The 12,610-nt window shown below is 43.8% G+C and carries 11 protein-coding genes; 8 read left to right on the forward strand and 3 right to left on the reverse strand.

The window, feature by feature from the left end; genetic code table 11:
• Positions 1-128: 128 nt before the first annotated feature.
• A complete protein-coding gene (locus L3Q72_RS05900) occupies positions 129-1,958 on the reverse strand; it encodes a [Fe-Fe] hydrogenase large subunit C-terminal domain-containing protein (RefSeq protein WP_275131729.1) in 1,830 nt (609 codons plus the stop codon).
• Between the two features lie 227 nt (positions 1,959-2,185).
• On the opposite strand from L3Q72_RS05900, the gene L3Q72_RS05905 reads away from it, so the two are divergent.
• The 4 genes from L3Q72_RS05905 (at position 2,186) to L3Q72_RS05920 (ending at position 5,450) form a co-directional block, all read left to right on the forward strand.
• The gene (locus L3Q72_RS05905; protein ID WP_275131730.1) at positions 2,186-3,148 is read left to right on the forward strand and encodes an ABC transporter substrate-binding protein; all 963 of its coding nucleotides are present in this window, start codon (positions 2,186-2,188) and stop codon (positions 3,146-3,148) included.
• A complete protein-coding gene (locus L3Q72_RS05910) occupies positions 3,138-3,872 on the forward strand; it encodes an ABC transporter permease subunit (protein ID WP_275131731.1) in 735 nt (244 codons plus the stop codon). Before L3Q72_RS05905 ends, L3Q72_RS05910 begins: the two co-directional genes overlap by 11 nt.
• Positions 3,859-4,581 carry an ATP-binding cassette domain-containing protein gene (locus L3Q72_RS05915; protein ID WP_275131732.1) on the forward strand — a complete coding sequence of 241 codons (723 nt, stop codon included), beginning with the start codon at positions 3,859-3,861 and terminating at the stop codon, positions 4,579-4,581. The genes L3Q72_RS05910 and L3Q72_RS05915 overlap by 14 nt, the downstream gene beginning before the upstream one ends.
• A 68-nt stretch (positions 4,582-4,649) precedes the next feature.
• Positions 4,650-5,450 (forward strand): ABC transporter substrate-binding protein, encoded by an 801-nt coding sequence (locus L3Q72_RS05920; RefSeq protein ID WP_275131733.1) that lies wholly within the window; start codon positions 4,650-4,652, stop codon positions 5,448-5,450.
• A 4-nt stretch (positions 5,451-5,454) separates the two neighbouring features.
• On the opposite strand, the gene L3Q72_RS05925 is transcribed toward L3Q72_RS05920, so the two are convergent.
• Both L3Q72_RS05925 and L3Q72_RS05930 read right to left on the reverse strand, forming a co-directional pair.
• Positions 5,455-6,321 (reverse strand): thioredoxin domain-containing protein, encoded by an 867-nt coding sequence (locus L3Q72_RS05925; RefSeq protein WP_275131734.1) that lies wholly within the window; start codon positions 6,319-6,321, stop codon positions 5,455-5,457.
• Positions 6,322-6,567: 246 nt separating this feature from the next.
• Entirely contained in the window at positions 6,568-8,445 is a 1,878-nt protein-coding gene (locus L3Q72_RS05930; RefSeq protein WP_275131735.1) for a methyl-accepting chemotaxis protein, read from the reverse strand.
• 430 nt (positions 8,446-8,875) lie between these two features.
• On the opposite strand from L3Q72_RS05930, the gene L3Q72_RS05935 reads away from it, so the two are divergent.
• From L3Q72_RS05935 to L3Q72_RS05950, 4 genes are all read left to right on the forward strand, one after another.
• Positions 8,876-9,652, forward strand: coding sequence for a hypothetical protein (locus tag L3Q72_RS05935; RefSeq protein WP_275131736.1), 777 nt, complete (start codon positions 8,876-8,878; stop codon positions 9,650-9,652).
• Between the two features lie 2 nt (positions 9,653-9,654).
• Entirely contained in the window at positions 9,655-10,203 is a 549-nt protein-coding gene (locus tag L3Q72_RS05940; RefSeq protein ID WP_275131737.1) for a cytochrome b/b6 domain-containing protein, read from the forward strand.
• Positions 10,204-10,443: 240 nt separating this feature from the next.
• Complete coding sequence (locus tag L3Q72_RS05945) at positions 10,444-11,094, forward strand: peroxiredoxin (RefSeq protein WP_275131738.1); 651 nt, start codon at positions 10,444-10,446, stop codon at positions 11,092-11,094.
• 364 nt (positions 11,095-11,458) lie between these two features.
• Positions 11,459-12,481 (forward strand): IS110 family transposase, encoded by a 1,023-nt coding sequence (locus L3Q72_RS05950; protein ID WP_275129409.1) that lies wholly within the window; start codon positions 11,459-11,461, stop codon positions 12,479-12,481.
• The last annotated feature ends 129 nt before the right edge of the window (positions 12,482-12,610 follow it).

A 12,610-nucleotide genomic window follows, 5' to 3' on the forward strand; every position in this document is an offset into this window, starting at 1 on the left:
CTTTTCGTTTACTCCTGCATAAAGCAAATCCAGTAATGGAGGGTGTTAGTGACAGGTAGATTTCGCCTAATTAACATCTCTGACTAATCGGACATAGTTATAGTACCGTTCACCATCTTCCCCGCTGCTTAATCTTTATTGGCAATCTCTTCAGTCTTATCTATTGCTTCATCGACCAACTGGCTATTCTTAGAAAGCGTCTCTACCGAATTTCCCATTTCAGCACTTATCTGGCTTACATTATTTATTAACTTCTTAGCATAAGGCGCGATTTTATTTGCTTCTTCTTCGGAGCTGGAGGCGAGCTCTTTCACTGACTGAGCAACCACGGCAAAGCCGCGGCCGGCTTCACCTGCCCGGGCGGCTTCAATTGAGGCATTGAGGGCAAGCAGGTTGGTTTGCTCTGAAAGGCTGGTAATGGCATCGGCAATGGTGATGACTTCTTTTGTCATATCAGACAGGCCGTGTAGGGTACTGTCCAGCTCTTTAAACTCTGTCTGCTGGGAATCCATAGAGGATTTCAGCGAGGTAAGAAGGCTGCTGATCGCCGAAGTTGTGTCGAGACGGTCTGCTTTGCCTTTTTCAATCATCTCAATAAGCTGGGCGTGCGCTTCCTGGTTTTTCTGTGTCTCCAGCTCGGCTCTGTCATACTCTTTCTGGGCATTCTTGAGGTTGAAGTGATGGCAGTTATCCGGCTTATTTAAACCGTTATGAATAGCTTTAGCCATTAATTCACAGCTCTTGTATCCACAGGCATGGCAGTCATAGACATCATCACTGCTATGTTTATCCATGGAAAGATATATATCTTTCATCTGCGCCGGGTTTGGGTAGGTGGCAGAGTTATTGCGTGATAGATCCTGGTAAGTCCGTTTGTATAGGTTTGGCTCCCAGTATCTATTTATCAGTTTTTCCAGAGCTTTCTTGCTTCTCTTTTCAGAAAAGATCCCTTTTATTTTATAGTCAGAGACCATTTTCTTGTTTCTTTTTTCAATAAGTCCTTCCAGTTCATCAAAGGACTTATGCTGGCTGGTCGTGCCGGTGCCGCCATTACACCCTTTTTCACAGTTCAGGCAGTCAACCAGGAAAGTATTCTGGCCTTTCTTAATCTGTTCACTCAGACCGTCAAGGTACTCGTAAATAACGTCCGGACCTTCAATCTTTCTTGTCTTCAGTGCAATATCCGGGTTCCACCTTTCTGCGGTACGAAGTAATCCGCCTGGCGTTGAAAACAGAACAGCACGCTCAGCAGGCGGGTTTGCATACTCGACCTCCTGGAATGAGCGTAAATTAATTCTGTTCTCTTTCAGGTGCTCTTCAATTGCCGTAAAGGTGATGTTGTAGTCGCCATATCCGGTTGAATCAAACTCGCGGCGTTTTGCAATACAGGGCGAGATAGCCATAATTTTATGGTTCCTGTATTCAGGATAATGTTTACGCAACATCTTAATGACGTGAATCATTGGGCTGTCTACCGGAGCAAGGTGAGGAATGAGTTCCGGCTTATATAATTCAATATAGGTAACGATTGCGGGACATGGCTGAGAAATGATGCATTTAGGGTTATTTTTTTCAGCATGATCCAGGTAGGAGCGAATAGTCAGCTCAGCACCAAAAGAGACGTCAAAAACAGCATCAACACCAATGGATTTAAACCAGCCATTAAGATTTAAATACTGGCCGGGGAAATTGGAAGCCACTGCCGGAGCGGCAATGGCGATTATTTTTTCGCCTTTCTTTAAATCACTAAGAAATAAATCAAAATCGTCAACGGGTACTCTGGCACCGTGAGGGCAATGAGTGATGCATTGTCCGCAGCCGATACAGAGATCGTCGTTAATGGTGACCGCATCACCGGTGGCATCATTACAGAGTTTAACTGGACAAACCGCAATACACGCATGGCAGTTCGTACATTTCTCTTCAATAACGCGAACTACTTTTGATAACTTAGACATAAAAACCTGATGTTACTTCTTGAATTATTGTGACAGCACAAATGAACCTGAGAATAGTATCAAAATTCTTTCAGAATGTTTAACGGTATATAATTTAAATGATAGGTTAGGCAATAGTGCTGTCAATGAATCAGATTTAAGAACTGTCTCAATTTATTGCTTTATGTAAAAATATGCTCTAACTATTTGAATTGAGCTCTCACTTTATTTTAGGGAATAATCTGTTTATGAATAAAATCTTATTTTCCATTTTTTCAACTTTGGCGGTGGTATTCAGTATGTCCGCTTGCGGGCATGAGCCTGTTCAGATAAAAATGGCAGCTTTAAAAGGTCCGACTGCGTTTGGCATGATCCAGATGATTGACCAGCTTGAGTCGCTGGGAGATGACATTTCACTCTCCTATGAGCTGGTTGCAACGCCTCAGGATATGGTTGCACGCATCTCTTCCGGGCAGGTTGATATCGCGGTTCTTCCGGTAAATCTTGCTGCAAAGTTGTATAACAAAATGGGTGCAAAAGGGTATGCGCTGGGAGGTAGCGTTGGTAACGGTGCCATTTATGGACTGACTACCGGCAAAGGGGATATCTCATGGGGTTCCTTTCGTGGCAAAACCATTAACAGTATTGCCAAAGGCTCAACGCCCGACTATCTGACCCGCTACGTGTTAAGTGGCGAAGGGCTGGAAGCGGGTAAGGATGTTGCGCTTCGTTTCACCTATTCTCCACAGCAGCTAGCTCAGATGATGGCAGCAGGTAAGGTCGACAATGCAATACTCCCTGAACCACTGGTGAGTATGGTGCTGGCAAAAAATCCCGATGCGCGGATATTCTCAGATATGCAAAAAGAGTGGGGTAAGCTGAGCGGAACAGGAAAAGGCTACCCCATATCTCTGGCTGTTGTATCACCGAAGCTAACCAACAAAGCGATTCTTGGTAAGGTATTTTCTGCCTATAAAGATTCCATTGAGTGGGTGTTAGAAAACCCGAAGCAGGCAGCGGCAGCAATTGAGCGTCAGGGCGTTATGCCGGCACCGATGGCGGAAAAAGCGATCCCGCGCTGTAATTTAAGTTTCAGCACGCCTTCTGAAATAAAAAATGAGCTGGAGCTTTTCTATCAGGTGCTTTTCGGGTTTGAACCCGCTTCAATAGGCGGAAAGCTTCCGGATGAGAGCTTCTACCTTGAATACTAATTTAATCAGTTTTATCAGTATCCTGTTTATTCTGCTGCTCTGGAAATCCGGAGCAGTGGCGCTTTCTTCGCCGCTTATTCTCCCCCCGCCGGAAGAGGTGGTGGCAGTATTTTATTCTCTGATGACCAGCCCGGACTTCTTGCATCATTGGGCCGCAACAATGTGGCGGGCGGTGATAGCGTTTTTTCTTTCTATGACTGCCGGGTTAGTGGTCGGGATTTTAAGTGGTATCAGCCGCGAATGCAGGGCATTTTTCCAGCCTTATATCATTGTTATACGGGCTGTCCCTGTGCTTGCTGTTATTCTGCTGGCGGTTATGTGGCTTGAGTCTGGCCGGGTGCCGGTTTTTGTTGCATTTCTTATGTCTTTTCCTCTGTTTGAACAGAATGTACAGCAAGGCATTCGTGAAACGGATCCTAAGCTGCTTGAAGTCGCCAGATTTTATCGCTGGAGCAGGGCAGATGTAATAAGGCATATCTATCTGCCTTCATGCGTACCATTTCTATACAGCGCGGTGATTGCTAACGCCGGGCTGGTGTGGAAGGTGGTGATTGCCGCTGAGATATTAAGTCAGCCTCTTTATGCGATAGGAACTAAGATGCAGTATGCGCAGATGAATCTGGCTACCGCAGAAGTGATGGCATGGACGTTACTGGCAGTCATTACAAGCGGCGCTTTAGATCGCCTGTTGCGTTTATCCTGGAGGCGAAATGTCCGGAGTTGAGCTAAAAAACTGCAGTTACTTAATTGGTCAGCAAAGCATATTTAAGGATATCGATCTGGAGATCCCAAAAGGAGAGATCACCGTTATTCTCGGCCCTTCAGGTTGCGGAAAAACAAGCATGCTACGTTGCATCGCTGGTCTGGCTGAGATTAGCCAGGGCAAAATTACCAATCCCTTCGAAGCGTCCATGAGTTTTGTATTTCAGGAACCGCGTCTGCTGCCATGGTACAGGGTGTCAGAAAATCTGGATATTAACCTGAAAGGACACACCCCGGATAAAACGGAGCGCCGCAAGCTGGTCAATGACTGGCTGGAGAAAACGGGCTTATCAGGAAAAGAGAACTCTTATCCGGAGGAGTTGTCCGGAGGCATGAAGTTCCGCCTTTCTTTGGCGAGAGCCTTTTCCCGCGACTGCCGTTTGTTGCTGCTGGATGAGCCTATGCAGGGGCAGGACATCAACACCAAGCAGACGCTGATCCACCTTATCCGGAATATCTGGAGTGAGCATAAAACCACAGCGATTTATGTCACCCACGATACCAGAGAAGCGGTTTTACTGGGGCAGCGAATTGTTATTATGTCTTCAGCTCCGGCCAGAGTTGTTAAAGTGATAGAAAATCCGGGAGCCTCAGAAATCAGTTCACTGGCAGATCCAAGAGCGCTGGAAATGGAAACTCAACTTTATAAGTTATTGCTGGGAGCGTCTTAGCATCAATGTTATAAATACACTATTCTATTAAAGAGTCTCTTTTTTTCAGATTACCGGAGTGGTTGGTTATGCGCAGTGTGCTTCTGTTGATTGCCTGTTTGTTTACCGCTTCCGGTTATGCCTATACATCAGATGCTTCTGATTTCTTTAATGAGTTTGATTTTTATACCGAAGAGTACCCTCCATACAACTTCAGTGACGGTGAGAAGGTAAAAGGTATTGCCGTTGATCTGCTAAATGAGTCGGCAAAACTGCTCAATACTGCGATCCCGGAAAAGTCACTAAAACTACGCCCCTGGGCCCGCTCGTACCGAACTGTGCTGTCCAGGCAAAATACCGTTCTGTTTTCCGCTGCCAGATCGGCTCACAGGGAAAAGCTGTTTAAATGGGTTGGCCCAATCGCTTCTACCCGCATCGTATTGATTGCCAGAAAAGATGCCAAAATTGTTATTCATGATAAAAGCGAGATTAAGAATTACAGCATTGGTGTTATAACCGACGACATAGGCGAGCAGCTGATTAAAAAGAAAGAGATTGGCGCAGACGATATAGAGTATGCCCACTCATCGGTAGCTCTGGCCAGAATGCTGGAGCATAAACGAATCGACTTATGGTCATATGAAGAAAAAGTGGCTTTGTGGGCGATAAGCAGCGCGGGGTATAGCCCGAAAGATTATGAAGTGGTTTATGTTCTTGAGCCGATAGAGCTTTACTATGCTTTAAATCTTGATACCTCTGATGAGGTGGTCAGTATGTTTCAGTCGGCACTTGACCAACTGAAACAAAATAATAAGCACAGTGGCGAGATAAGTTTTAATTCCATCAACCATAAATATCAAAGTTGGTGGTCTCAGTGGGATGACGAGTAGCTCATCAATAAACTGCCTGTAACTCTTTCTCTATTCTGGAAATCAGCTGATTACTATCCACAACATGCAGCCATGGTGCGCCATAGACTGCCTGAGTCTGAAATTCCCCTGAATCGTAGTGCCCAATCACAAAGAACGGATAGGTAATGGGTGTCACCTGATCAATCAGCGCTTTTTCCCGAGCGACCTGATCACGGAACTTATGTGAGTCCAGACACCGGGTAAATTTGTCCATATCAAGGTCAGTCTGTTTTGCATACTCAATCAGGTACTCTTTGCCCTGCTTTTGAGTATCGTTTAACAACAGCTTATGGTATGAGGCGTAAGCGCCTTGCTCGCTGGCACAATAGTTGGCTTCTGAGGCTAAAAAGGCATCCTTATGAAACGATAGCGGGGTGTGGTGATACCTGTACTGTATTTTTCCCGTGTCTATATAGCGTTTCTTGATCTCCGTAAAAGGGCGCTTCATATAGTATGAGCAAAACGGGCACTGAGGATCCGTATATTCGATAACCACAACCGGGGCGTCTTTATTGCCTACATTCACAAGCTGCTCAATATTTTCTGGCCGGAAGCGCTGAAACTCTCCGGTAGCCAGCGGCACCACCTGGCTGATATCCCACTCGCCAGACTTAAGGTTCTTATAAATCATAGGTATCGCATTTTGCCCTTTAGGGCAGGGGAGGCCATCTTCAACCGAATCTAACAGGGAAATCTGATTGTTAGGGCAGATGTAGGTTTCCGCAAACTGGTAGAGCACTTTCTGGATTTCACTGTCTGCAGGCAGGCGCATTGGTGCAGAGTTCACCGCCGCAGAGCTGATTGCCGCAGAACCCAGAAATAAAGCGCCGATAGCATTTTGTATTTTCATTATTTTTCCTTAGCCGGAGACGTTTTACTGTATAACTAACATATATCTGCAACTTATACAGCGAGCAAATCTGATAACTAACCTTTTGGGTTTTGGGTATATTTGGTGCTATGGCCGATATATATTTCGGGCAATTTTACAGATTAGAGTGACATTTATATAAGAGGCTCCGGAATCTGGGATCTTAATAAATGCAAAAGCCGGCATAAATAGCCGGCTTTTCAGAAAATCAGAGTTGATTTTCTGTTATACGCTAAAGAAAGCAAGTTCACTTTTTTGAGTTTCAGCAAGCTTAGACAGTTCAGAAGAAGCCTGAAGAGTTTCATTAACAGCAGAAACATTTTGCTGAACTAACTCTAGCGCATGAGAGGTATTTTCAGATATCTCTTCAGTCACGGCATGCTGCTGCTGTGAAGCTGTTGCGACCAGCGCGTTGACTTCGGATATTTTTTCCACCGCCAGTGATATGGATTCGAAGGAAGATTTTACTTTGTCCGCCAACTGAACTGACTGTTCAATAAGCTCCACATTCTGCGCCATATTGGAGGTCGCTTTCTCAGACTGATCCTGAAGTTTGGTAATAATTTCCTGAATACTTACCGTTGAGGCTTGCGTTTTAGAAGCCAGATTTCGTACTTCATCCGCTACCACCGCAAATCCCCGGCCTTGTTCTCCGGCACGTGCTGCTTCTATCGCCGCATTCAGGGCCAGCAAGTTTGTTTGTTCAGAGATATTATTAATTACCTCGGTCACTGTACCAATTTCAATTACGAACTGGCGAAGTTCCTGAACAATGACCGCACTGTCGCTGACGGAAGAGTTAATTTGGTCAGTTAAACAGATATTCTGCTCAAGGGTACCTTTACCATTGAGTACATTATTTTGCGCTTCTTTTGCGGCTTCTTCTGCCATTACCGCTTTTTGACTTACTTCCTGGGATGTAGATGACAACTCGTTAATCGCTGTAGCAATTTGCTCAACCTGATCCATCTCCACCTGAGAGTTGGCTTTTGTATCATTCATGATGACATTAAGCTGCTCTGAAGCAGAGGAAACACTTTCAGAAATACCGTGAGAGTTTCTGATAAGATCTGATAACTGATGGGCCAGATTAACTAATGACAGGTAAATTCCTGACTTTGAACCATGCTGATCATGTTTTAAAGTCAGGTTGCCTTTAGACATATCCATCATTAAAGAAGCAATTTGTTCTGGTGCGCCACCCACAGGTTTAATAACCAGCTTATTGATAATAAAAAACAGCCCCAGGCAGGAAACAAACAGGCTAAGTAAACCTATAAGCAGTGAAGAAATTAGCTGTTCATTCGCGTTCGTTTCGATAACCTGGTCACGGATAAAGCTTACATAGCCCCAGCCGTTAATATCAAACTCACCCCAGAAAGCAGTGAAATCTGTAGCTACACCATCTATATCCGCTGTATAGGATAGCTGGGGGTTGCCAGGGTTAAATTGTTTATACAGCGGGCGCTTCTCAAAAATATCCTTACCAAAAAGTTCAGGATATCCCGAATGGACAATAGTTCTCTTACTCGTATATACGAAAATATCGTTTCTCTCCTGAGCAGAGCCCAGCATCGCTTCCAGGTAAATACTGGATAAAATCGCTGTTGTCGGGTTAATTTTTACGATTACGCCTACTACATGTTTTCCGGTAGTTTTCGAAATATAGGGCTCTGAAAAGTAATAAGGCTTTCCTTCAACAAAACTTGCTACATAGTAAGAGCGGTTCAGCTCCTTAACATTGAAATTTAGCAGCTTTCCGTTTTTATAGATTTCTCCATTACTTCTGACAACATAAACACCGGTGCTGACCTTGCTCTGCATTTCAGATACGGACTTCAGGCGCAGGATAGCGTCATTAGATAAAGAGCTTCCTAAAAAGTCAGACTCATTGACAGTTACTGAAGAAAGCAGAGATTTGTATTTATTAAATCGTTCGGATAACTCAGCTTTAATGGTGGCATTTCGCTCTTGCAGTATCACTTTGGTTAAATTGACACTTTCGTTTTTAAAGGAGGTGTAGTTTAGCGATATTAAAATTAGGACAGTAAGAGCAATAAAAGCACAGAGCGTTCCGACAACCTGAAATTTGAATTTTTTCATAGATAACTCAATAAGAATAACAGAAAGATAATATGGCTAGTCCATATATTGAAATAACTTCGGCCAATACTGTGTTTAGAGATTGGGTACGGTAAAAACCTACCATAGATAATATTGTTGTGATACATATCACCAACGGTGATAGTGGCTGCTTCTTATTAGTGTGATATTAATCACTTAGGGTTAGGTTGGATGCACATTTATTTCGATATATAGCAATGATTTATTTACATTTTTTACTAAACGGCGTTAACACATATAGTGAGGTGCCAGTGCGCTTAAGCGATATATTTCTGTTTCTGTAAAGAAATGTAAATCGCCGATATCTAAACCAAATCTAAACCTAACCCCAAAATCTTCTGATTAAAATTATCTCAACTTTTAAGGCGAGGCACTACGCCGCTAAACTATAACTGTTGAGATAAATCCTATGACCAAAACAAAACTTACACTTGCCATGGCAAGTCTGTCAGTCGCGCTACTTGCAGCTTGTTCACAGAATGATATGGCTCCTCCCGGAGCGGCAAACCTGAACCAGGAAACAAAAGAAGTTGTTATTAACGGTGTGACCTTTGATGTGTCTGAGAGCTACGAGTTTTTTGGCTGGGATAATGCGCCTGCTGATTTTAACTATGAAAAGCAACCTATTCAGACATTCACCAACAAAAATGGTGAAACACACTATTACCAGGTCGTTTACTTACCGGACGGTAATCTGAACTGGTTCCAGGCTGCTTATATGGCAGACGACGCAGGCGGTTACCTTGCCTCTATCACTTCAGAAGAAGAAAACGCATTTATCTTTAACATGGTTAACGATATGAAGTACTTCTGGAAGTTTCCTAAGTATGTTGAAGGTCAGAGCCGTCATAACCACTATGAAATCACTATCGGTCCATTCCTTGGCGGATATCAGCCAGAGGGTTCTGCTGAGCCTGCCGGTGGCTGGAGCTGGTTAAGTGGTGAGAATTGGGACTACAGCAACTGGGCTGTAAATCTGGATGATGGTGTAGTGGATAAAGATCCGCGGCCTAACGATCAGCCTAATGATTCAGGTAACGGTCAGCGTGTAATGGGCTTTGGTGAGATGAACCTGCCAGTACCAACATGGGGAGACTACATGGATGATGTTGGCACATATGGTCGTGATCGTCTTCCGGGCCGCACATATGCGTTTGTAATGGAATTTGAGTCAATGCCGAACTAAGTATGAAAAATCAATCTAAACTCTCACTGCTAACCATCAGTCTGCACTGGGTCGTCGGTATCTTAATGATCGCCAGTACCGGCCTGGGTATTCTGGTGGCAGAAATGGCACATAATGATGAACGCAGAGAGGTGATGAATCTGCATAAGTCTCTTGGTGCCATCGTGCTTGCTATTGCTGTTCTCCGTATCCTGTGGCGCTGGAAAGAAGGAGAGTACGAGCAACTTGGAATTATGTCCGGGTGGCATGTAAAAGGCATCAAGCTGCTTCATGTGGCACTGCTTCTGGCAACAGTCGTAATGCCGCTATCAGGACTAATGATTTCGGTTGGCAGCGGTTATCCGGTTTTCGTATTCGGATACCCTTTGATTGCGCCTGGCGAAAAATATGAATTAGTTAAAGAAATGGGATACGCACTGCATGGGGCAGGGATGTATGGCCTGACTCTGGGAATCACAGCTCATGTTGTTGGTTCAGTTAAATACCAACTGGTAGATAAATATCCCGTTGTAACTCGTATGCTTGGTAAATCTGTAAATACAAACGATTAACGCCGGGCAGCCTGAATTACATCAACCGACTATAGCAAATTTTGTTCAACTCTCTGCACACAGACCATCGCTGATAGCGATGGTCTGTGACGTTTAGAGCTATAGGAAGGAACTATAAATAAAATAGGCTTAATCAATTTCACAAAACCTACAATTCAGCTCTATAGTTTAATTGTTCTAAAAACAAGGTAACTTGCTGTTCTGGTTATTGATTATTTTGATTAAATTATAGGTGCCAACATGGAAAGTATAGAAAACAAAGCTCCTGCTTTTCCGCAGCTAAATAAACCAGCTCCAGATTTTGAAGCACGCACAACCCACGGGGTAAAAAAGCTATCTGACTACCAAGGCCGATGGTTAATTCTATTTTCTCATCCTGCTGACTTTACGCCAGTATGCACAACTGAATTTATGGCTTTCGCCAATCATCATGAAGAGTTTCTTGCTGAAGGAGCGGATCTGCTGGGTTTATCTATTGACAGTTACTTCAGCCATATTGCCTGGACTCGCAATATTAAAGAGAAGTTTGATGTAGAGATTAAGTTTCCTATTATTGAAGACCTCTCAATGCAAGTGGCAAATGCCTATGGAATGATCCACCCCGGAGCAGCGGATACATCAGCAGTTCGTGCAACCTTTATTATTGATCCAGAAGGTATCCTGCGTGCAATGGTGTATTACCCTATGAGTAATGGCCGTTCTATCCCTGAGTTTCTTCGTCTACTTAAGGCTCTCAAAGCAGCAGACGAGCATAAAATAGCAACACCTGAAGGGTGGCAGCCGGGAGACAAAGTAATTGTACCACCACCGCAGGATAATGAGGCAGTTGAAGCTCGTCTGGGAGAAGGTTACGAATGTAAAGACTGGTATTTCTGCAAGAAAGAAATTTGACTGAGCTTACCGTAATAGAAACGGCAATCACTGTAGATTGCCGTTTTTTGAAATGTCCTCTGCCACACTCCTAAGATACAAGGAAATGGACAAAAACGAGCGCTGCCATTTGAAATGGCATGCTTTATTTATGCAACTAAAGTGTCAGATTACTCACCACGCCCTCGTTCCCATGCTCCAGCGTGGGAATGCATACCGCAGCTGAAAATACCCACATAACACACTAAAAATAAAGAACATAAGTTCAGTGACAGTTTATACTCGACTGGTGAATCTGAGTCTGATATGCAATGGCATGGACTCCCTCACCTTCGTCGAAAATATCGGCTAAGGTAAGAGTGTCAACTAAAAAGGAGCCCATGCCATGAACAAGAATATCACTATTTCTATCGACCTTGCTAAGACTGTTATTCAAGTTGCGATAATTAATAAGCACGGAAAGCTTTCATCTAATCAAAAAGTATCTCAATCAAAGTTAATTTCAATGGTGGCTAAGCACCCCAAAGCTGTTATTTGTATGGAAGCTTGTGCAACGGCTCATTATTGGGGTCGAAAGTTCCAGCAGGCAGGACATCAAGTCTTACTCGTGCCTGCTCAGATCGCCGCTAAGTATCGCTCGGGAAATAAAAATGATCCCAATGATGCTTTGGCTATTTATGAAGCCAGTCAGCGGACAGATATTCATTTCGTTCCGGTTAAAACTGTTGAACAGCAAGATCTTGCCTGCTTACTAAGACTGCGGGAAGGTTATATTAAGCAACGAACACAGCTTGCTAACCGTATCCGGGGGCTTGCGATGGAATATGGCATCAAATTTCCCATAGGAATCAATTCGCTCAGAAAACAGCTACCGTTTGAGTTGGAAAATGCTGAAAATGAATTAACCCATGCTGCTCGGTTTATTCTAAATAATCTTAAAGAACAGTTGCTCGCGCTTGATACCCAAATTGATGATGCCACTCAAGCTCTTACCAATCAGGCAAAACAAAATGAAGATTGTAAGCTTTTAGCCTCGTTACCGGGTATTTCATGGATTTCAGGCAGTGCTTTGTATGCCAGGTTAGGAAATGCATCGGCTTATAAGTGTGGTAGGGATGCAAGCGCAAGCATTGGATTAGTGCCTGCTCATACAGGAAGTGGAGGTAGAAATATCAACCTTGGCATTACTAAGCGAGGAGATCGTTATCTCAGAGCTCTTGTCGTTCATGGTGCCCGAGCTGTAGTTAGTCATGTCAAAGATAAAACTGATCCACTTAGTCAGTGGATACGCTCTCTGTTAGAGAGAAACCATGTGAATAAAGTCGTTATTGCTCTAGCGAATAAGATAGTCAGGATGGCGTGTGCCATATTGAAATCAAAACAGCCTTACCAGCTTAAGTTAGCTTAACTGAAATAAGGTAAAGCTGAATTTGGAGCAAACGACAAACCAGCGTAATAGCAAGTAATTAAGATAAAGTGTTAGCACAGCACACAAGGCAAACTCTGTGTGGGAATGAGGCAATAAATGCCTGGACTG

The sequence above is a fragment of the Vibrio sp. JC009 genome (genome assembly GCF_029016485.1).
In the GTDB taxonomy this organism is placed as follows: Bacteria; Pseudomonadota; Gammaproteobacteria; order Enterobacterales; family Vibrionaceae; genus Vibrio.